This window comes from Lyngbya sp. CCY1209 (assembly GCF_055795065.1).
In genome coordinates this window covers 1-20,693 of record NZ_JAYFER010000187.1, presented here as the reverse complement: position 1 = coordinate 20,693, position 20,693 = coordinate 1, and the positions used below count along the sequence as shown (strand labels likewise).

Here is a 20,693-nt window from a genome sequence, read left to right as displayed (position 1 = left end):
GAGGTACGGATGAGAAAAATGAATCGAAAATTGCACCTTGCCGCGATGGCAGGGTTGAGCTTTTATATCATTATCGGCGCCGCCGCCCCCGCCCAGGCGATGCACATCATGGAAGGATTTTTGCCCCTTCCCTGGGCGGTTTTTTGGTGGGTGTTGGCGTTGCCATTTTTCGCGATCGGATTGCGATCGCTCACCCAAATCACCCGAGAACACCCCGAACTCAAACTCTTAATTGCCCTCGCCGGAGCCTTCAGTTTCGTCCTTTCCGCCCTCAAAATTCCCTCCGTCACCGGCAGTTGTTCCCACCCCACCGGGACGGGTTTGGGGACGGTTTTATTCGGCCCTTGGGTGATGACCGTTTTGGGCAGTTTGGTGCTATTATTTCAAGCCGTATTACTCGCCCACGGCGGCTTGACAACCCTCGGTGCCAACGCCTTTTCGATGGCGGTAGTCGGCCCCTGGGTGGCTTTCGCCATCTATGGATTATCCCTGAAATTCGGACGGCAGAAATTGGGCATTTTCTCGGCGGCAACCCTGGGAAGTTTGGCAACTTATCTGGTGACATCAGTTCAGTTAGCCATCGCCTTTCCCGCCGCTTCCGGCGGCATCCTCGCTTCCTTCCTCAAGTTTGCCGGAATTTTTGCCCTCACCCAACTGCCCCTCTCCGTCAGCGAAGGATTGTTGACAGTATTGGTTTGGAATTGGCTGCAATCTTACGCCACCGAAGAACTACAAACCTTGAAACTTTTGAACGTCAATAACTAGGGAAAAAACGATGCAACCTTCAGAAAAATCATCCAAAAATGGCAACGGACTCATGATTCTGGCTGTCATCGTCCTGGCGGTTTTACCTTTAATTTTCGTGCGGGGAGAATACGGCGGTGCCGACGGGGAAGCGGAGCAGGCGATCGCGGAAATTCGACCCGACTATCAACCCTGGTTTGAACCCGTCCTAGAACTTCCCAGCGGCGAAGTCGAAAGCCTGCTATTTGTATCCCAAGCCGCGATCGGCGCCGGAATTGTCGGATATGTCATCGGCCTGTATAAAGGGCGCAAAGAAAGAAAAAACTGACCCGTTTAAATGCACCATCAAATTGATTCCCTAGCCTACAGCAATCGGCTGCGTTATTTACCCCCCGAACACAAATTGCTATTTGCGGCGACGCTATTTTGCTTCGGTTTCGCGGCTCCACCCGTCCTGCAAATTTTAATAACAATCTGGATGGCCATCTGGATCGTCGGTTACGCTCAAATTCCGGCTTCCATTTACCTGAAATTGCAGGCCATTCCCCTGGCGTTTTGGTTCGCCAGCCTTCCCGCTTTAGTTTTGGGGACAGTTTGGGTCGCCCATATCGAATCCATCCGAGCCGATGTAATCTGGGGAATCAGTTTGGGAAATGTCTTCCTCTATTGTAGTCGGCAAGGTATCCAACAAGCCGGTTTTCTGCTGACCCGTTCCGTGGCGTTGACCTCCTGTATGTATTTTATTTTGCTGACGACTCCCTTCGCGGAAATGATCCGAATTTTGAGAAAAATTGGCTGTCCTGGTGCGATCGCGGAACTGCTGACGCTGATGTATCGGTTTATTTTCCTGTTGACCGAAACTGCCAACCAACTGCTGATCGCTCAACAGGTGCGGGTGGGTTACGGGAACTGGAAAACCGGACTTCGCAGCGCCGGCATTGTCGCCGGTCAACTGCTGCACCAAACCCTCGAAAATTACCGTCAAATTGCCCTCGGATTGACCTCGCGGGGATATGGGGGAGAGTTGCAGGTTTGGTCGATTCGCCGGGACAAACCGAACCCCCGATATACAGCCGAGGCGGTATTCGGTTGTTGGCTGCTGTTCGTGAGTATCGGGTGGTCTTATGTCGCCAGAATATAACCTATTGGAATTCGACGGCGTTTCCTATACTTATCCCTGCAATCAGCGCCCGACCCTTCAGGATTTTACCCTGGATATTCAGTCGCACCGACGCCACGCCGCGATCGGTCGCAACGGCTGCGGAAAAACCACCTTTTTTCGGCTTGCGAACGGGTTGTATCGGCCCCAAAAAGGGGTGATTCGCTGGCGGGGAAAGCCGCTGAAGTACGATCGCACCTCCCTCAATCAATTGCGCCAACAGGTGGGTTTGGTCTTCCAAAATCCCGAACAACAGTTGGTGGCGACGACCGTAGAAGAAGATATTTCCTACGGACTCTGCAATCTGGGTTTGTCCGAGTCGGAAATCGCCCGCAGAGTCGGGCAAACTTTGCGGGATTTCGACTTAATGAGTTTAGCCGATGCGCCGATCAACTATCTGAGTTTGGGGCAGAAAAAGCGGGTTTCCATCGCCGACGTGATGGTTTTACAACCGCAATTGTTATTTCTGGACGAACCAACTGCCTACCTCGATCCCTATCAAGTTCGCAATTTTCACACCCTTTTAAATCGCATTCAAGAGATGGGGACGACTGTCGTTTTGGCGACCCACAATTTGGATTTTGTGGAAGCCTGGGCGGATTGGGTATTTGTCATCGACGGCGGACGGGTGGCGTTGGAGGGAACCCCGGAAACGGTTTTTAACCAAATACAGAAATTGCGAGATTTGGGTTTGGGGGTTCCGCTGGTTTTTGACGTGATGAATGGGTTGATGGAAGATGAGGCGATCGCCCTTTCTCCCGAACAGTTGCGAGGGATTCGGCATCACATCCGCCGCCGAAGTTGGCATGGAGAAGGTTAATATTTTCGGCTTTTTGCGATCAGATCAAATCCTGAAAATTAACCACACAACATCTGTGGCCGCAGCGATCGGGGAAATTTCCTTTCACCCTCCCTTTCCCCCTTTCCCTTAACCCCTCCCTACACCCGATCGCAGTTGGTCCGGTAAATAACCGGATCTGATAGAATTTACTGTAGCGACATGGGGGGTTGAAGTTCGGTTTCTTGGCGACTCAATAACGCTTCGACCGCTTCACAGTTGAGGGGGCGGAAGAAGAAATAACCCTGTCCGTATTTGCAGTTAAATTGTTGGAGTTGGTGCAGTTGTTCGGCCGTTTCGATCCCCTCCGCGATCGCATCCATCCGCAGGCTCTGGGCGAGGGCGACGATCACCCGGACAATCTCCAGCTTATCTTCCGCGCCGGGAATTTTGCTCACAAAAGAGCGGTCGATTTTGAGGATATCCACCGGGAATTGGTGCAGGTAGCCCAGGGAACAATAACCGGTCCCGAAGTCGTCGATACAGATTTTAATTTGCTGGTGTTTGAGTTGAGTCAAGGTGGCGATCGCCAGTTGAGGATCGGCCATGATCGCAGTTTCGGTAATTTCCAACTTCAAATCCGAACCCCCCACCCCCGTTTCGGTCAAAATTTGGCCGATGCGGCGGCTCAGATCGGCCGTAAATTGCTGCGAGGAAAGATTGACACTCATCATCAACGAAGAATAAATCGAAAAGCGTTCCTTCCACTCGCTCAACTGATAACAAGCCTTTCGCAATACCCATTCGCCAATTTCGACAATCAATCCCGCCTCTTCCGCCACAGGAATGAACTCGGCGGGGGAGATCAATCCCTCTTCCGGATGCTGCCACCGCAACAGGGCTTCAAACCCGGCAATTTTTCCGTTCGACAATTCGACAATTGGCTGATAATGCAGTTGAAATTCTTGCCGTTCCAAAGCAAACCGCAACTGAGTTTGCAGGTACAAACGCCGGAGGGCATCGGTTCGCATGGTGGCGTCGAACACCACGGAGCACCCCTTTCCCTGCTGTTTGGCGCGATACATCGCCGTGTCCGCGTCCCGCAACACTTCCGGCGAACTTCCATAGTCCGGAGTCCCCTGCACGATGCCGATACTCGCCCCGGTAAAAACCTGATGTTCCTGAAGGAGAAACGGCCTTCTCAAAGCCTTTTGAATCCGCTCTGCCGTGGCGTTCGCCTCGGTCAGATCGACGATATTTTCGAGCAGGACGGTGAACTCATCTCCCCCCAGTCGGGCGAGGATATCTTGGGGGCGAATGCAGGTTTTCAACCGCCGTCCGATCTCGATCAGGAGGCGGTCGCCGATGCCGTGTCCGAGGCTGTCGTTGATAAATTTGAAGCCGTCTAGATCTAAAAATAAGATGGCGAACCCGTAATTTTCGCCCCTTTGGCACCGTTCGAGCGAACGCTCCAATCGCTCCAAGAAAAAGGAGCGATTCCACAAATTGGTCAGGGAATCATGGGAGGCGCTGTGGCGCAATTTCTCCTCGGTTTGTTTTAAATGGGTCATCTCGATAATTGACCCTTCGTAGTAGAGTACCCGCCGGTCGCGATCGCTGCAAATCGCCCGGACATTTTGTAAAATCCAGATGGAACTCCCATCCCGCCGATAAACCTGAGCTTCAAAATTAGAAACCGATCCCCGAGTTTGCAAGAGGTGGATGAATTGTCGGTTGGTTTTGGCGTCGAGATATTTAATTTGGGCTCCCCGCGCCATCAATTCCGCTTCCGATTCGTAGCCAAAAATTTTCGCCAAAGCGGGATTGGCGCTGATAAATTGCCCCCGCAAATCGAGTTGAAAAATTCCCTCCAACGCATTCTCGAAAATATCGCGATATTTCGCCTCCGCCTGCTTGCGTTGAAAAACGGAACCCAACTGCGTGGCGACCGAAGACACCAGTTCCACCAGGCGCTGCTCTTTTTCCCGGGGAGCCGACAGGAAAAAAACCAAGATGGCCAGCACTTGCCCGTCCGCCAAAATGGGGACGCCAAATCCGGCTTTGAACCCGAACTCTTTGGCGAGTTGACGGCGGGGAAATTTCCCCGGGGATTCCCGGGAAATATCCCGAGTCCATTCCGGCTGTCGGGAAGCCCAGACCCGCCCCGGCAAACCTTCGTTGAACTTGAGGAGAAATTCCCGGCTGCGTTGGCGAAATGCGATCGCATTTGCCTGGGACTCGTAGCTCACTGAACTGTATTCGAGATGGGTTTTTTCCGGGTTGGGAATCCAGGCTTCCCCGAATTCCCAACCCGTGGTTTCACACAGCGAATGCAGTGCCACTTGCAAAGCTGCGTCGAAGTTGGGGGCGATGCTGACGGCGCGGGTAATTTGTTGGAGGAGGCGCAATTCTTCCTCGGCCCGCTTGCGGTCGGTGACGTCCAAACCGGCCCCCACGAAATATTCATATTCGCCCGTTTCTTCATTAAAAACCGCTCGACCGTGCCATTCGACGATAATTTCCCGGCCGTCCCGGGCGACCATGTGTTCCTCGGTGCGGATGGGGAGGCGGCGGTTGACCATCAACTCGAATATCCACGACGAGCTGTCCCCTTTTTTGGGGACGAAAGTGGCGGTGTAATTCATCCCCTCGACTTCTTCCTGGGTGTAACCCAACGTATTGAGCATGACGGGATTCATTAACTTCACCTGACCTTCGACATCCAGGACGATAAAGAAAGCCGGGTTGGCGTCGAATAGGGTTTGGGTGAAGTCTTTTTCTTTTTGGAGGGCAACTTCGGCTTTTTGACGCTCCAACATTTCCCGCTGCATCCGATTAGCTAGGGGACGCAGCACCGATATCAAGCACCCCGTCCCCAGCAAAATCAGGAGCAGCATTCCCCCCCCGAGAAGGGAAATCTGTTGGTAAACGGGGCCGTAGAGTTGCCGTTTATTTTCGGCGACAATCAACCCCCAATTGATATTTTGGATGGGGCTGTAGGCGATAAAATCGTCGCAGGTGCGGCACCAGAGGGCGATCGGTTCGGTGCGCTTTCCCTTTTGGAGGGCCGTGGGGATGGCGGGATCTTCGAGCAGTCGTGCCATTTCGTCGGTTTGGCGATCGCTCCAAATTGATAAAGGCCGGACTTGACGATTTTCTTCGATCGCCAAAAGTATGCTGTTGGACGGGGAAAAGCGGATTTGATTTTCGACGAGATCCTGAATGTTCGACAACCGAAATAAGAGGAGGTGGGCGCTATTTTTTCCGACGGGAGTTCCAACGAGCAGGTGAAGGGTATTGTCAATTTCGAGGGGACCGGCGACCCAACCCGAAGGCGTGTTGACCTTGGGTTGGCCCAGAAATTCTGGGGAGATGGGGACTCCCACATTTAAAATGGGAGTACCGCCGTTTGTAACATAGGCCATTCCGACGACGGACTCATCGAGCAAATCTCGGAATTTATTTTCGATCGTTTCCAAGGTTTGAGCCGAAACATTTTCGGCCGAGTTGAGCATCGGAAACAATTTTTGATAACTGTCGCGATTGGCGATGGACTCCCCCGCTTCGATGGCTTTATCGACGCGATCGGAAATCCTGACGGCGATCATTTGAGCCGCAAATATCAGTTGTTTCTCTTCTTGTTGTTTGAGGCGATTATAGAGTGGCAGCAGGCTTAAAATTGCGGTCAGACTGCCGATCGCAAGCAATCCGAGGGCGGAACTCGTAATCATCGATAGCTTCAGCAGTCGCACTTTGTTTCCGAGTTTTTCTTTCATTGTTTGATCGCTTGAATTGTTTCCGGATCGCGGAGTGAATGGGATGACACCATCAAAAATTTGGGAAATGTCGCCGTCAAATTTAATGCTTTGTGATGGGAAATATGGGGGATGATTGCAGCCGATATTTTATAATATGTAAAATTTTAATTACGTTCGTCTGTTGTCGCACCAATTTGTCATAAATTTAAGTGATGTACACAACATAGGTTGGGAAATCAAATATGATTCTAGCGTGTGGCCGAGAAATTTGTGGTGATCTTGATGCCAGCGAATCTCGCGAATGGTTGATGACAAATGGCATCGGGGGTTATGCCGCCGGCACCGTCGGCGGACTCCTGACCCGTCGATATCACGGATTGCTGATCGCCACCCTGAAGCCGCCCCTCAGTCGGACTCTGTTGATGACAAAGTTGGACGAGACGGCTAGTTATGGCGATCGATTTTTTCCACTGTACACAAATCGTTGGGCGGACGGCAAAGTTGACCCGGAAGGTTTCAAACAGATCGAACGATTCAGACTCGACGGCACGATTCCCGTTTGGAACTTTGCCTGTGGGGATGCCCTGTTAGAAAAACGAATTTGGATGAAATACGGGCAAAATACGACCTACGTTCAATATACCTTGCACCGGGCGACCCAACCCATGAGCTTGGCGATCAAAGCGATGGTGAACCACCGCGATCACCACTACAATACCCACGGGAATGATGATTGGCAACTCGGGATCGAGTCAATTTCCGGAGGAGTCCAGATCCGGGCGTTCCCGACGGCGACCCCGCTGTACCTGTTCGCCCGGGGCGGCGCGGATGAGGAAGTGCTGATTTCGACCCCGGGCCACCCCTGGTACTACGGTTACGATCTGGCCGTCGAACGCTACCGGGGGATGGACTGTTTTGAAGATCACCTCCACGCCGTCACCTTCCACGTCACCTTGGAACCGGGGCGATCGCTCGCCGTCATTGCCAGCACCGAACCCGATCCCAACCCGGATGTCGCCGCCGAGTTGGAATCCCGATTTCAACACGATCGCGACTTATTTCAGAATTCCCCCGTCGCCGAACAAACCCCTGACTGGATACGCCAACTGGTGCTGGCCGCCGACCAGTTCATCGTCGATCGCACCGGACCCGACGGCACCCCCGGAAAAACCGTCATCGCCGGATATCCCTGGTTCGGCGACTGGGGGCGCGACACGGCGATCGCCCTGCCGGGACTGACCCTCTCCACGGGACGGGCCGACGTCGCCCGCACCATCCTACAAACCTTCGCCCGCTACGTCGCGCGCGGGATGATCCCCAACCGCTTCCCGGAAGTCGGGGACACCCCGGACTACAACACCGTCGATGCCACCCTCTGGTATTTCGAGGCGGTCCGCACCTACTTCGACTTCACCGACGATGAAACCCTCGTGGCCGAACTCTTCCCCGTGTTGGACTCCATCATCCACTGGCACTGCCAGGGGACCCGCTACGACATCCACATGGACCCCGAAGACGGACTCATCTGCGCCGGCGAACCGGGCCTGCAACTGACCTGGATGGATGCCAAAGTCGGGGATTGGGTGGTGACGCCCAGAGTCGGAAAACCCGTGGAAGTGAATGCCCTGTGGTATCACGCCCTGCAAATCATGGTGCGCCTTGGGGGACTCCTGGGCAAGCCCACCGAAGATTATGAAAATTTGGCAAAACAGACGGCGGCGGGGTTCTCCCGCTTCTGGAATGACGAACTCGGCTACTGTTACGACGTCCTGGACTCCCCCGAGGGGGACGACGCCTCCCTGCGGCCCAATCAGATTTTTGCCGTGTCCCTGTCCCAACTCGGCGAAAAAGGCTATCCCCCCCTGCTGAGCCCCGAACGACAGCGCCGGGTGGTGGACGTCTGCGGCCAGAAATTGTTGACCTCCTACGGCCTCCGCAGCCTCTCCCCCGACGATCCCAAGTATCGGGGCGTCTACGGGGGCGATCTGGTGGAACGGGACGGCGCCTACCACCAGGGGACCGTCTGGGGGTGGCTGATCGGGCCGTTCGCCCTCGCCCACTTCGGGGTCTACGGCGATCGCACTTTGGCGCGATCGTTTCTGGAACCGATGGCCGACCACCTCCGCACCCACTGCATGGGCACCCTGAGCGAAATTTTCGACGCCGACGCGCCGATGTCCCCCCGGGGTTGCTTCGCCCAAGCTTGGACGGTGGCGGAAGTGGTGCGGGCCTGGTTTGAACTCGAAAATTGAGGACGGGAACGGAATGAAAAATGAAAAATGAAAAATGAAAAATGACAAGCGATATCAGATCCGGTTTTCTGACCGGACGGACTCCCCAATCATCGACCGATGATATCAAGTTCGGATCATCAGTTATCATATTTATTTCTGATTATCGAATCAAAAAATAGTTTTTGTAAAAACTATTTTAACGGACATGATATGATGGGAGCGATTGGCTGGGGAATTGATTCCCGAGCGGTTCGGGTCTTCAACCGGATTGGGGCGCAAGCCTTGCGCCCCTACAATCTAAAATTCCCGATTTCCGACTCTTCAGATGTTGTCGTTTTTCGGCCTTTGGATGCTCAGACCGGGGTTGTCCACGGGAAGGGGTCCCTCTGGATTGTTGGATTCGGATTGGGGTTGTGGGTTCGGCCGGATGACCGCCACCAACAGCCAAAACAGGAAAGCCGCCAGGATGATGAAGTTGAGGGCTTCAAAGGGTGGCTTTTCGACGAAGCGTTGATTGCACGTCGCGCAGAATTTTTCGTTGGGATGGTCGGGGTGGGCGGTGATGTGACAGGCGGGTTCGCCGAATGAATTTTGAGGACAAGTCATGGCGTTCTCCTCCGTTAATTGTGATGTCAATCTCTCACTTTCGATTCTGGATATTGACCGCCACAAAGGGCTGTCGGAATGAAATATCGGCGGTTTCTACGGTTATGAAAAGCCGAAGGAATTACGGGTATCTAAAGGGGGGCGGGATCGAATTTTTACCCGCATTATACTACTTTTGTAGTATTTGTCAAGAATTTTAGATTTTTTTCCTTTTCATATCGGAGCGCGGACCGCCCGATCGCGCTCCATCAGTTAGTGAACTTGTCGCCCCATTTGTGACAGGTGGAGGGGGCGGGGCGATCGCAAAACGGGAAACAACTCGTGGCGAGTCATTTCCCGTCGGGATGGGGAATGTCCGGCGACCCCAAACAAATCCGAATCTTATTTTTTGGTTCCCGTCGGCTGTCGTCGCCGGCTGTCCGACGTGCGATCGTTCGACGTGCGATCGCAGGTAAATTCTAGATTTGTAAGGTATTCTTTTAGCCAAGCTTGCTGATTATAATAAGAATGACAATTTTGGGGTGTAAATAAACCCAAATTCTTCCCGATGAGATAGTCGATCTCGCCGATCCAAAAAGTCATCACTTCGTTCGCACAAGCTCGATCTAGAATTCGCCCCAGCCTAGTTTCCTCTTCCTGAGACAGGCGGTGGGAAGAGGCGAGCCGATGGTATTCCAAGAGGATCTCCCAGATTTCCGGAGAGGGGACGAAACACAGATCTTCCAAGTTGTCCGATGTTTTTACTGACATAAACTAACAATCCTTACAAGTGGAGTTGTCTCGGGACTTGTGGGGTTTGAGCCCGCATAGTTTCCCTCTTTAGACGATTGATCCAAAACTGACTCCGTTGAGACAGCCCCTCAATCTCCAATCTCAAAATTGGGGATCGTTTTGTGAAGCTCTCAGATGCGATCGCAATTTTCGATTGATGCTGGCGCCCGGGTATCTACTGGGGAATCACATTTCTTTCCGAAAGTCGAACCCAATGGTTCGAGACGATCAACGACACAGAAGAATGATCCCATATTATTACGTGACCGCGTTCCCGGTCTTGTGACTGGGAAATTTGTTCAACAAATGCTGACCCAAATCATCGCAGGCAAAATGCAGCGCTGGTTCTCCCCGCAGGGATATCGAATGATAAGTTGCCGAGATTCCCGAATTTGTGGGTTCTGCATGGCGATCGACTCCTTCACAGTCCAACGGTCAAAATTAGATTCGCTCAGTTTACAGTGACTCGCGGAGCCGGGTTGTGACAAGTTTAACCGGCGGGCGACGCAAATTGCCGGAATATCAGTGAATATACGGATGAAAGTCACAAACATTTGATGGGCTGCACTAATGAATAGGCTACCTTCTACCTAATGGTAGCTGTAGATGGAGTTCAGGTTTTATGACTCAACACATCTCTTCCAACGATCGCAGGACGTCGGCCACCTCCGAAACGCAGTCATTGGAACGGCCCGCCGGGGAAACCCGGAGGTCGGACTTCGACGCGGAATTTCGGGAGCTTCTGGATTCTGGGAGTTCCGAGGGTAAAGCCGTTTTCAGCTTCATTCGGATGCGTTTGAAGCAATTTCATTTGGAGTCCGCCTACTCCGAAGCCTGTATTCTGAGTGAAGTTTACCTGCGGGCGGTCTGCCAGATCGAAATGGGAGCCGAAATTCGAGTTCCAAAATCCTGGGTGCGAACGACCGCCTACAACTACATTCGAGAGTTGAGTCGGACCCGAAGGCGGTCGGTGCCGCTCGACGAGAATCATCCCGCCGAGGAAGCGCACGATCTCGATCGCCTGGAATTGGAGGAACAGTTGAATGTCGAGCGGATCGCAATTCAATCGGCATTTCAACAACTCAATCCGGGCGATCGGCGACTGTTGCAGCTCAAGGTCGTCGAAGGGTTGTCCTGGCGAGACATCCAAAGCCGCGACGAATATGCGGATCACTCGGAAACGGCCTTGCGGAAGCGCAAGCAGCGGGCTCTGGAGAAGCTCAAGCAATTGATTCGGTTCCCGGAAACCGAATCGACCTGACGGCGGCGCGATCGCCCGGACCGTTCCGTTTGGACTCCAATTTTGACCGGGATGGGGGATTGACATTCCGACTCCCTCAACTCCAACCGTCGTTCTTTAACTATCAATCGCAAGGCGAAGATTCATATCCAGGATGAAGAAAAGGATTAATATCGGTGTCTGCGGGTCTGTATTCCGACGATGACAATCGATCCGTCAAAGGCACCGCGGCGAATTCTTCCAACCCCACCGATCGCAGCAAGTCATACCATTGAGTCGTGAGGGTGGTATCCGTGGGGTTAGTCCGGCGGAGTTCGGCAAGGGTGGAAATACTATCGTACCAAATACCGCGATCGGCGTACAATTGGGAACGCTCTCGGAAGGTCGCGTTTTCTAAGGCGACTTTCAAGTCCGGATCGGATTCGACCCGCTCGACGGTGCCGCTCACCGTATTGCCGCAGGCCGGATCGACATTCCAGACGGTAAAAAACCAACGGTAGGATTTGCCAATTTCCAACGGGGGCAACGTCTCCTCCGGCAGCTCGATCGCCAGGAGCGTTTCAGTCCTCGGCAGGATCGGGCGAGTTTCGTAGATCGGGCCATTCGTGGCATCTTCCAAAACAAAATAGCCCTCCAAAGTGGCGCTCACGTCGGCCGCGGGGGGAATGTAAAACCAGAACGTCGGATGGGGATCGACCGTCACCCCACCCCGGGCGGGGACCAGCGCTTTCAAGGAAATTCCGCGATCGCGAAACAGTTGCGCTTCTCGGCGGTCGGGGTCGGACTCCACCTCGGGAGACCGAAATTGGGCGATCGCCGGGAGCAGAGAAATGGCGGCGATCGCCCGCCAACTGAAGGCCGTCGAGATCATGACCGTGAAAAACCCTCGTAATTTCATCGCTTTCTCCTGACTGGTGACGGATCAATGGCGGTCTCCGAAGCCCGCGCGGACCCACCGACTCGACAAGGCCCACCTCAACCGCCGTGCAAATCGCTTTTTTTAACTGCCCCTCCCTTCGAGCCATGACCGGGCGGAGTCCCGCAACTGTTCCCCTCTCCGATGTCCCAAAGAATTTCGTTCGAGCTACCTTCTCAGTAATTTGTGGCATAAAATGGGAAGCTAAAGGTTATGCAGATTTATACGGGAACCGTCGCGGCGGGGAATTCCATCATGCTCGTTTGTCCCCAATGTCAGTTTGAGAATCCAGACACCCATAAATTTTGCCAAAAGTGCGGATTGTCTCTCACCCACCAACATTGTCCCCAGTGCGGCGCCACCGTGTCGCTCGACGCCCTCAACTGTGAGAACTGCGGCGCCCAAACGGGAAAAGTCTGGCTGGCCGTCGTGTCCTGGCATTCCGACACCCCGATGTCATCTTCCCCGGCAACCGCCGCGGACGGGACGGATACCCAAACCGTCGTTCGCGAAGCGTCTGGGCCGGAGAATCGCCTCGCGGGCGGAGGGGCCGGCGACCGGGATTCGACACTTTCGACACTCGACGCGATCGGCATTGATTCCGACGTCGATGCCCCCCCATTTTCTTCCCCCCCGGGGGAAAATGGAGATGAAACCGTCGGGGGCGACATTTTCCCGTGGGCGGAGGAAGAGGAGGTCGGGGCGGCGGAGGTGTTCGACCCCGGCATCCTCTCGGATCTCGACGCCCTCGGTTCGGAAACGGCGGACGCCGAAGCCGAGATCCCCCCGGATGAAACCGCGACTCCGAAACCTCAACCGGCTTCGATCCCCAAAGGGGCCTATCTGGACCCCCAACAGCGATACCAACTTTTGGAATCCCTGCCGCCCCTCGTATCCGGGGCGATCGCGACCGTCCCGGTTTTGGATTGCCGGCCGCTGCAACTCTCTCCCCCGGACACTTGGGAGCGTGGCGATCTCGACCCTTTACCGCAACAGATGGAACCGTTCGTCATTCCCCTGGCTCAAGCTTATTTGATGTTGAAGTCTCAGTATCCGCAACACTTTCCGAGGCTGCACGACGCCTGGGAGCAAAACAACCGGGCGATCGTACTCCTGGAAGATTCTTCCCATTTTCCCGACTTTGCGGGGCGGTGGGACGATATCCGGACGCCACCCCGGCAGATCGTGACCTGGCTGCAGGAGATGGTTCGAGTCTGGGACGCCCTGGAACCCTGGCGATGTCGCCGCAGTTTGTTGGAATTGGATAATATGGTCGTCTCCGAGGCTCCCCCCCCGACCCTGCGGTTGAAACGGCTCTACCCCGATCCGGATTCGGCTCCGACCTGGGCGGATTTGGGGGAATTTTGGACGGCGCTGTTTCGGCGATCGCAGCGCACGCTGATCGGGTCCCTCACCGAACTGTTGCGAGAGCTCCGGGAGGGCAACATCGGGGAAGTCGAGGCGTTGCAGGCGCGATTGGAAGGGATTCAGATGGAACTCGCGCCGGCGGCGGAACCGACGACGGCGGTTGCCCCGCCGATGTCCGGGGGGGTGACTCGCCTGCAGGTGGACGCCGAACCGGCGGAATCGGATTGGATGGCGGACGCGCCCACGATTCCCAGACCCCCGCAGTTGTTGAATTTGGAGGCATTCGGCCGCACGGATGTGGGCCGGGAGCGATCGCACAACGAAGATGATTTCGGCATCCAGACCATCTTGGACCGCCAGGAAACCACGGGAAGTCGGACGCTGCTGGCTCGGGGCCTCTACATTCTCTGCGACGGCATGGGGGGCCACGCCGGCGGGGAGGTGGCCAGCCGCATGGCGGTGAGTACCTTGAAAGAGTATTTTCAAACCCACTGGGCGGATTCTCTGCCCTCGGAGACGATGATTCGGGACGCGATCGCCCAGGCCAACCAGGCCCTCTACCGCCTCAACCTGGAGGGGACTCGCTCCGGCAGCGGCCGCATGGGGACGACCCTGGTGCTGGCGGTGGTGGCGGACACCCGCCTGGCGGTGGCTCACGTCGGGGATTCCCGCCTGTACCGGTTCACCCGCAGCCGCGGTTTGGAACAGGTGACGGTGGATCACGAGGTCGGACAGCGGGAAATCGCCCGGGGGGTGGATGCGGAACTGGCCTACACCCGCCCGGACGCCTATCAGTTGACTCAGGCGCTCGGCCCGCGGGACGGAAATTATTTGAAACCGGACGTGGGATTTTTTGACATTGCGGAGGATATGTTGTTGATTCTGGCTTCCGACGGGTTGACGGACAATGATTTGCTGGAGACGCACTTGAAAACTCACGTCGAACCCCTGCTTCAGCCGGACGTCAATTTAGAACAGGGGGTCGATGCGCTGATCGATCTGGCCAACGAAAAGAACGGCCACGACAATATCACGGCGATCGCGGTGCGGGCTCTGGTGCGACAAATGGACTGAAGTTGACGGCGGAATCGAGACCGTTGCGATCCGTTTCCACCCCGAAGCGCCCTCTATTTTGTCGATTTTTATGGCAACGAGAAGCCAGTGTGTTGACAATTTCCTTCGGGGGACAAACCTTGAAACCCTGATACAAAGGCGGTTTCTCTTCCCCACACCCTACACCCTACACCCAGCGCGATAACCTCCATGACTGACATCCTGACGCTGACCCTGTTGGATGCGAAACAGAAGACCCCCCTCAAACAGTGGCGGTTTGAAACGGAGTCTTCAATTCGCATCGGGCGATCGCCGGAAAATGACGTGGTGATCGTCGATCCCCTCGTTTCCCGACACCACCTCGACTTGCAACGCACCGACGGAAAGCCGTGGGTTTTTACCAACCGCGGTACCAACGGCACCTTCGTCAACGGCACCTTGATGACCCAAGGTCTGCTGACGAACGGCGTGATGCTGGAACTGGCCCAGGGTGGCCCCCGGCTTCAGGTCGCCATCGAGCGGGTTCAACCGCCCCCTGTGCCGAATGCCCCCAATTGTTCCCACGGGGGTAATCCGCCGGGAAATTTGTTCTGCATTCACTGCGGCTGGCCGATTCGGGTGGAACGCAGCGTCCGACACTATCAGATTTTGCGGACCCTCGGCCAGGGCGGCATGGGGACGACCACCTTGGCTTGGGACAGCCGGACTTCCCAAGGGCTAACTCCCGGGAAATCCCCCGTCCCGACCCTGGTGGTACTCAAGGAAATGAATGCGGATATGGCGCAGATCGCCAAGGCCCGGGAATTGTTCGAGCGGGAAGCCAAGACCTTGAAATCTTTAAATCACCCGGGAATCCCGAAATTTTACGACTTTTTCGTTGAAGCCGGAAAGAAGTATTTGGTGATGGAAATGGTTCACGGTCAGGATCTCGAAAAGCGCATTTTTCAGCGCGGACCGGCGACGCCCGAACAGGCGATCGCCTGGGCTATCCAGACGGGCGAAGTGTTGGAGTACCTCCACAATCTCGACCCCCCCATCATCCACCGGGATATCAAACCGGCTAATTTGATGCTCCGCCACCGGGACAACCGCATCGTCGTCCTCGATTTCGGGGCCGTCAAGGAAATCGGCACGCCCCCCGGAACCCGCATCGGGGCGGAAGGCTACAGCGCCCCCGAACAAGACCGGGGACAGCCGCTCACGCAGTCGGATCTCTATGCGATCGGTTCGACGTTGATCTTTTTGCTCACGGGCGAAAGCCCGCTCAATTATTACGGGAAACAAGATCGGGAATATGGATTTAATATCGATCGCGTCCCTACCATCACGCCTCAGTTGCGGGAGGTCATCGGCAGGGTGACGAGGCATAAGCCCCGCGATCGCTATCAGAGTGCCAAAGCTCTGGCGACGGCTCTGGCGGATTGTTTGCATTGAAGGTGGAGAAGACGTTTATTCTTCATCCCAGACATCCACCATCAGCAGTTCGCTGATCGGATCTTGCATGGAAAAACCGAAATCGATCAGTTCTTCTTTCAAGAATTTCCAGTCATCGCCAAATAGCAACGCTATCTTCCACAGGCGATCGTCAGGCTTTACAATGTCAGATTTGACGAGGGAATGCACCTGACGTTGAAACTTCTCCATCGGGTGTATAACCTTTTGGCTCATAATACCTCTTCAGTTTTTGAAATCTTAAAGAACGTTTGGGTGTTCCCCTTTACCGACGTCGTACCGATGCATAGATGATCCGCATTCGGGGAAGTTTCCTCCTAGATTTATAGATTAGCATACTTTCTTTAAATTGTGTAACTTTTTTTCAAGGCGGGTTGAGAGTCACACGAACGCCTTCGAGGGTGGAATCATCACGATGAGTGACCCCAGGTTGAACGACGGTTTGAACGGGCGTTCGAGAGTTATGCAATCTTGAGAGCGCCGAGGTCATGCCCTCACGACGCCGGGATAGACGAGAAACCCCAACATGAAGGTATATATTACCAGACTGCCGGCATTCAGACAAGGGGCTACCGGGCGGCCCACAGCCTGACCTTTTTCAACGCGAAGGTGAGGACGGTTTCTCGGCCGACGACGATATCGGCCCGCCCTTCCATCCCCGCCCGCAAGGGGTATTGACGATCGCCTTTCGGAAAATCGGGGGTTTCCGGCCGCACCGTCACTTCGTAGGTTGCCCGGGAATCCCCGTGATCGCCCCCGCCGACGGGCTGCGAGGAAATCCCCTCCACTGTACCCCGCAACGTCCCGTATTCCGAAACCGGATAGGCCGACAGCCGCAGGTAAGCCGTCTGCCCGGGCTCAATGGGGGCGATCGCATCCTCCGCAACCCGGGCGGCGAACGTCAGGGGACTGTCTTCCGGCACCATTTGGGCGACGATCGCATCGGCGGCGATCGCATCCCCCGGTCGGGGGAGATCGAGACGGATGACGGTACCGCCGATGGGGGCGCGGATGATGGGGTCGTCGATGTGCCGTTTCACCCGTTGCAATTGCTTTTCGGCGCGATCGAGATCCCGTTGCAGTTCCCACTCCTGTTTGAGGAGCGATCGCCGTTCCCTCGCCAATTCCTGGGCCACCCGGGGATCGGATTCCGTCAACTCCACCACCGCCACTTCCACCGAAATTTGTTGGTTTTGGCGGCGCGATCGGCGTTTGGACTTCCACAGGGCCAAAATCTGATTGTCCAGCGTCTCAAGATATCCCCCGATCTGAGTCAGTTCCTCCCCCAACTGGCGGATCTGTTCTTCCAACCCTTCCCGTTCCGCTTTGAGCCCCGACGGGTTGACGGAGGCAATTTCTTCTCCCGCTTCTAACGTCTGATTTTCCCGGACTCGAACCTGTTCCACCCGCCCCGCCGTCGTCGCCCGGACGAAGTGGGGATGTCCCGACGCTCGCACGACACCCGGCGCTTTCACCGTGGGACTGTAGGGGATCAGTCCGGCGGCGACCACCGCCACTCCGAACGTCCCCAACAGCAAATTCGCCCCCCAGCGCGTCCACGCCTCGATGGGCGGCAGGAAATTGTCGCTGTCGAAGGGTTGCACTTCGGCGGGGGGGAGGTTAACAGGCATGGCCGTCAATTTGGCGAAGGAAACGGGTCACATCTTCTACTATCGCCAATGGCGACAGTTGTCTTCTCTCTTCAGGGCGATCGTCAATCCACAAATGATTATTTTAAGCCGTGAGTAGACTGATTCGACTCGATTCTGCTAAGATTGACCTCAAATCCCCCGATCGCCATCAATCTTTGCGCCAATTATCAAATTTATCTTGCCTCCGCTTCCCTCTCTGAGGGGAATCTACAGTTTGTGGGATTGAGATCGGTGGCATCCTTCTATTTCTTTCGGACGGTGGCGATCGCGATTTCAATGCTGAGGTCAAAAAAATCGGCCGACTCGCAGCCCTTCGGCTCCGACAGATCGATTTTGTTGTTTATCACCGAGGTGATCCGATGAAGAAAGACAACAATAAAGAAAACCAAAAGCAAACGAAAGCTCTGTTCACCGAACTGAGCCAGGAAGAATCCTCCACCGTCAATGGCGGCCACTATCATCCCCGCTATTGCTACTACGACAGCTACTACAAGCCCACCTACTACTATCACGCCAGTTCCTACAAACCCCGCTACTGCTACTACTAAATCTCTAAATTGAGATTCCGACAGTAGCCCTCACCAGGATGTCCACCCTTCACCCGTCAAGAAAAGCGGGTGTTTTTTTGAAAAATTATTAATTATTAATTATTAATTATTAATTGTTAATTGTCATGAAATATCCGGTCATTTTGCAGCACAGTGAGGAGGACTGCGGTGCCGCCTGTCTGGCTTCGGTGGCGAAGTATTACGGGCGCTTTTTTACCCTCAGTCGCCTGCGGGAACTGTCGGGAACCGGACAGCAGGGAACGACGCTGTTGGGGTTGAAACAGGGGGCGGAGGCGATCGGATTCGACGCGCGGCCGATGCGGGCCAACCCCGAAATCCTGGAACAGTTGCATCAGGCACCCCTGCCGATGATCGTTCACTGGCAGGGGTATCATTGGGTGGTGTTGTACGGGCAAAAAGGCCAAAAATACGCGATCGCCGATCCGGGGGTGGGACTCCTCTACCTGTCCAAAACGGAACTTCGGGAGGGGTGGCGGGATTGGATCTGTCTGTTGTTGGAACCCGATCCCGAGCGTTTTTTTCTGCAAACCAGCGATCCCCCACCCGGCGTGTGGCGGTGGTTCCGGCGCACCTGGGCTTACCGCCGCCTTTTGGTGCAGGTCTTGCTGTTAAATGGGGTTCTGGGTTTATTGGCGATCGCATCCCCGTTTTTCATCCAAATCCTCACCGACGAGGTGCTGGTGCGGGGAGATACTCAAATGCTGACCGGAGTTGCGATCGCGGTCATTTTGATGAATCTTTTCGCCGGTGCCGTCGAATTGGTGCAATCCAACCTGATCGCCCATTTTGGACAGCGGTTGGAATTGGGACTGGTGATGGAATTCGGGCGAAAACTGTTGGGTTTGCCCCTGACGTATTACGAAACCCACCGCAGCGGGGAAGTGATCAGCCGCCTGCGAGATATTCGGGAAATCAATCAACTCCTCGCCCAATTTATCGTCAGCCTTCCCAGCCAATTTTTTGTCGCCCTGGTGTCCCTGGCGGTGATGTTGATTTACAATGTCCCCCTCACCCTCGCCGCGATCGCGATCGCCGTTTTGATGACCGTGACGACCGTGATTCTGCTGCCGATCCTGCAACGAAAAACCCGCGATCGGTTCGCCCTGGACGCGGAAAACCAGGGATTGTTGGTGGAAACGTTCAAGGGGGCGATAACTTTCAAAACCACCAATGGCAAACCCCAGCTTTGGGAGGAACTGCAAACCCGCTTCGGACGACTGGCAAATTTGACATTTCGCAGCACCCAGATCGGGATCGTCAATACGGTCTTTTCAAATGCGATTAGCAACGTGGGGATCGTCGCCCTCTTGTGGCTGGGAAGTCGATTTGTGATGGCCGATCTCCTGACGATCGGCCAATTGCTGGCTTTTATCAACCTCAACCGCAACGTATCGACCTGGGTGAATTCTTTGGTGGGGTTTGTGGACGATCTGACCCGGGTGCAAACCGCGACGCAGCGGTTGTCGGACGTGGTGGACGCGACGCCGGAAACCCCGGAAAATCTTCAGTTGCAGTGGGCCGAAATTTCGCCCCGGGATCACATTATTTGCGATCGCGTCAGTTTTTGTTATGGAGGAAGAATTGACTTACTCGACAATTTTTCGGTCTTGTTTCCCGGCGGACAGGCGATCGCTTTGATCGGGCGATCGGGATGCGGAAAAAGTACCCTGGCAAAACTGATCGCCGGGTTGTATCCGGTGAAATCTGGGAATATTCGTTACGGCGTTTACAATCAGCAAGATTTATCCCTGGATTGTCTGCGACAGCAGGTCGTTTTGGTTCCCCAAGACGCCCACTTCTGGAGTCGCTCAATTTTGGATAATTTCAGGTTGGGAAATCCGGGGTTGAGTTTCGAGAAAATTGTCAAAGCCTGTCAGGTTGTCGGGGCGGACGAATTTATCAGCCAATTACCGGAAAAATATCAGACCGTTTTGGGTGAATTTGGAGCCAATATTTCGGGGGGACAGAGGCAGCGGTTGGCGCTCGCGAGGGCGATCGTTGCCGACCCATCCGTATTGATTTTAGATGAATCGACCGCCAGTTTAGACCCCATCAGCGAGGCGGAATTATTGACGAAATTGCTGCAATTGAGGCGGGGAAAAACGACGATTTTAATCAGTCACAGACCCCGGGTCATCGAACGGGCAGATTGGATGATTTTATTGGACGAAGGTCACTTAAAGCTTCAGGGCGCTCTATCCGAGTTGCGATCGCTTCCCGGAGAACACCTCGACTTTTTAGGTCAATAAAAATTAAGCCCCCTTCCCAATTTTGAGAAGGAGACTCAAGTTTTGAAATCTTTAAAAGCAGAAACCTTAAAGACTGCATAGAGAAAGTGGTGGTTAAGAGGTCAAGCCCTCGGTCTGTTAGTGCGCCTCGGCTTCATCCATTGC

16 protein-coding genes are annotated in these 20,693 nt (G+C 54.7%); 10 read left to right on the top strand and 6 right to left on the bottom strand.

Features of this window, described 5'->3' with window-relative positions:
• Positions 1-9 precede the first annotated feature (9 nt).
• The 4 genes from AC0QHF_RS03155 to AC0QHF_RS03140 are packed head-to-tail and all read left to right on the top strand — an operon-like array spanning position 10 to position 2,723.
• Complete coding sequence (locus tag AC0QHF_RS03155; RefSeq protein ID WP_324702732.1) at positions 10-765, top strand: energy-coupling factor ABC transporter permease; 756 nt, start codon at positions 10-12, stop codon at positions 763-765.
• Positions 766-775: 10 nt separating this feature from the next.
• Positions 776-1,072, top strand: a complete 297-nt coding sequence (locus AC0QHF_RS03150; RefSeq protein WP_324702731.1) for an energy-coupling factor ABC transporter substrate-binding protein — start codon at positions 776-778, stop codon at positions 1,070-1,072.
• Positions 1,073-1,081: 9 nt separating this feature from the next.
• The gene (gene cbiQ / locus AC0QHF_RS03145) at positions 1,082-1,885 is read left to right on the top strand and encodes a cobalt ECF transporter T component CbiQ (RefSeq protein ID WP_324702730.1); all 804 of its coding nucleotides are present in this window, start codon (positions 1,082-1,084) and stop codon (positions 1,883-1,885) included.
• Positions 1,869-2,723 (top strand): energy-coupling factor ABC transporter ATP-binding protein, encoded by an 855-nt coding sequence (locus tag AC0QHF_RS03140; protein ID WP_324702729.1) that lies wholly within the window; start codon positions 1,869-1,871, stop codon positions 2,721-2,723. Before cbiQ ends, AC0QHF_RS03140 begins: the two co-directional genes overlap by 17 nt.
• A 167-nt stretch (positions 2,724-2,890) precedes the next feature.
• Here AC0QHF_RS03140 and AC0QHF_RS03135 read toward each other — a convergent pair whose 3' ends face one another.
• Entirely contained in the window at positions 2,891-6,457 is a 3,567-nt protein-coding gene (locus AC0QHF_RS03135; RefSeq protein ID WP_324702728.1) for a bifunctional diguanylate cyclase/phosphodiesterase, read from the bottom strand.
• Between the two features lie 224 nt (positions 6,458-6,681).
• Here AC0QHF_RS03135 and AC0QHF_RS03130 point away from each other — a divergent pair, with 224 nt between their 5' ends.
• On the top strand, positions 6,682-8,691 hold the full coding sequence (locus tag AC0QHF_RS03130; protein ID WP_324702727.1) for an amylo-alpha-1,6-glucosidase: 2,010 nt from the start codon (positions 6,682-6,684) through the stop codon (positions 8,689-8,691).
• A 303-nt stretch (positions 8,692-8,994) separates the two neighbouring features.
• On the opposite strand, the gene AC0QHF_RS03125 is transcribed toward AC0QHF_RS03130, so the two are convergent.
• Positions 8,995-9,279: a hypothetical protein gene (locus tag AC0QHF_RS03125; RefSeq protein WP_324702726.1), complete on the bottom strand. Its 285-nt coding sequence runs from the start codon at positions 9,277-9,279 to the stop codon at positions 8,995-8,997.
• A 381-nt stretch (positions 9,280-9,660) separates the two neighbouring features.
• Positions 9,661-10,029: a hypothetical protein gene (locus AC0QHF_RS03120; RefSeq protein WP_324702725.1), complete on the bottom strand. Its 369-nt coding sequence runs from the start codon at positions 10,027-10,029 to the stop codon at positions 9,661-9,663.
• A 643-nt stretch (positions 10,030-10,672) separates the two neighbouring features.
• On the opposite strand from AC0QHF_RS03120, the gene AC0QHF_RS03115 reads away from it, so the two are divergent.
• Entirely contained in the window at positions 10,673-11,311 is a 639-nt protein-coding gene (locus AC0QHF_RS03115) for an RNA polymerase sigma factor (protein WP_324702724.1), read from the top strand.
• Positions 11,312-11,414: 103 nt separating this feature from the next.
• On the opposite strand, the gene AC0QHF_RS03110 is transcribed toward AC0QHF_RS03115, so the two are convergent.
• Complete coding sequence (locus AC0QHF_RS03110; RefSeq protein ID WP_324702723.1) at positions 11,415-12,188, bottom strand: DUF928 domain-containing protein; 774 nt, start codon at positions 12,186-12,188, stop codon at positions 11,415-11,417.
• Between the two features lie 231 nt (positions 12,189-12,419).
• On the opposite strand from AC0QHF_RS03110, the gene AC0QHF_RS03105 reads away from it, so the two are divergent.
• Positions 12,420-14,648, top strand: a complete 2,229-nt coding sequence (locus AC0QHF_RS03105) for a serine/threonine phosphatase (RefSeq protein WP_324702722.1) — start codon at positions 12,420-12,422, stop codon at positions 14,646-14,648.
• Positions 14,649-14,837: 189 nt separating this feature from the next.
• On the top strand, positions 14,838-16,061 hold the full coding sequence (locus AC0QHF_RS03100; RefSeq protein ID WP_324702721.1) for a protein kinase domain-containing protein: 1,224 nt from the start codon (positions 14,838-14,840) through the stop codon (positions 16,059-16,061).
• A gap of 15 nt (positions 16,062-16,076) precedes the next feature.
• Here AC0QHF_RS03100 and AC0QHF_RS03095 read toward each other — a convergent pair whose 3' ends face one another.
• Together AC0QHF_RS03095 and AC0QHF_RS03090 are read right to left on the bottom strand one after the other, a co-directional pair.
• Positions 16,077-16,295 (bottom strand): DUF4327 family protein, encoded by a 219-nt coding sequence (locus tag AC0QHF_RS03095; RefSeq protein WP_324702720.1) that lies wholly within the window; start codon positions 16,293-16,295, stop codon positions 16,077-16,079.
• 353 nt (positions 16,296-16,648) lie between these two features.
• The gene (locus tag AC0QHF_RS03090) at positions 16,649-17,710 is read right to left on the bottom strand and encodes an HlyD family secretion protein (protein WP_324702719.1); all 1,062 of its coding nucleotides are present in this window, start codon (positions 17,708-17,710) and stop codon (positions 16,649-16,651) included.
• Positions 17,711-18,090: 380 nt separating this feature from the next.
• Between AC0QHF_RS03090 and AC0QHF_RS03085 the strand changes: the two genes are divergently transcribed.
• Positions 18,091-18,279 carry a hypothetical protein gene (locus AC0QHF_RS03085; protein WP_324702718.1) on the top strand — a complete coding sequence of 63 codons (189 nt, stop codon included), beginning with the start codon at positions 18,091-18,093 and terminating at the stop codon, positions 18,277-18,279.
• 125 nt (positions 18,280-18,404) lie between these two features.
• A complete protein-coding gene (locus AC0QHF_RS03080) occupies positions 18,405-20,549 on the top strand; it encodes a peptidase domain-containing ABC transporter (protein ID WP_324702717.1) in 2,145 nt (714 codons plus the stop codon).
• The last annotated feature ends 144 nt before the right edge of the window (positions 20,550-20,693 follow it).

Coding starts and splice junctions, on each gene's coding strand:
- AC0QHF_RS03150 (WP_324702731.1), top strand. CDS start 776: ATGCAACCTTCAGAAAAATCATCCAAAAATGGCAACGGACTCATGATT.
- AC0QHF_RS03115 (WP_324702724.1), top strand. CDS start 10,673: ATGACTCAACACATCTCTTCCAACGATCGCAGGACGTCGGCCACCTCC.
- AC0QHF_RS03110 (WP_324702723.1), bottom strand. CDS start 12,188: ATGAAATTACGAGGGTTTTTCACGGTCATGATCTCGACGGCCTTCAGT.
- AC0QHF_RS03105 (WP_324702722.1), top strand. CDS start 12,420: ATGCAGATTTATACGGGAACCGTCGCGGCGGGGAATTCCATCATGCTC.
- AC0QHF_RS03095 (WP_324702720.1), bottom strand. CDS start 16,295: ATGAGCCAAAAGGTTATACACCCGATGGAGAAGTTTCAACGTCAGGTG.
- AC0QHF_RS03120 (WP_324702725.1), bottom strand. CDS start 10,029: ATGTCAGTAAAAACATCGGACAACTTGGAAGATCTGTGTTTCGTCCCC.
- AC0QHF_RS03140 (WP_324702729.1), top strand. CDS start 1,869: ATGTCGCCAGAATATAACCTATTGGAATTCGACGGCGTTTCCTATACT.
- AC0QHF_RS03125 (WP_324702726.1), bottom strand. CDS start 9,279: ATGACTTGTCCTCAAAATTCATTCGGCGAACCCGCCTGTCACATCACC.
- AC0QHF_RS03080 (WP_324702717.1), top strand. CDS start 18,405: ATGAAATATCCGGTCATTTTGCAGCACAGTGAGGAGGACTGCGGTGCC.
- AC0QHF_RS03085 (WP_324702718.1), top strand. CDS start 18,091: ATGAAGAAAGACAACAATAAAGAAAACCAAAAGCAAACGAAAGCTCTG.
- AC0QHF_RS03135 (WP_324702728.1), bottom strand. CDS start 6,457: ATGAAAGAAAAACTCGGAAACAAAGTGCGACTGCTGAAGCTATCGATG.
- AC0QHF_RS03130 (WP_324702727.1), top strand. CDS start 6,682: ATGATTCTAGCGTGTGGCCGAGAAATTTGTGGTGATCTTGATGCCAGC.
- cbiQ (WP_324702730.1), top strand. CDS start 1,082: ATGCACCATCAAATTGATTCCCTAGCCTACAGCAATCGGCTGCGTTAT.
- AC0QHF_RS03155 (WP_324702732.1), top strand. CDS start 10: ATGAGAAAAATGAATCGAAAATTGCACCTTGCCGCGATGGCAGGGTTG.
- AC0QHF_RS03100 (WP_324702721.1), top strand. CDS start 14,838: ATGACTGACATCCTGACGCTGACCCTGTTGGATGCGAAACAGAAGACC.
- AC0QHF_RS03090 (WP_324702719.1), bottom strand. CDS start 17,710: ATGCCTGTTAACCTCCCCCCCGCCGAAGTGCAACCCTTCGACAGCGAC.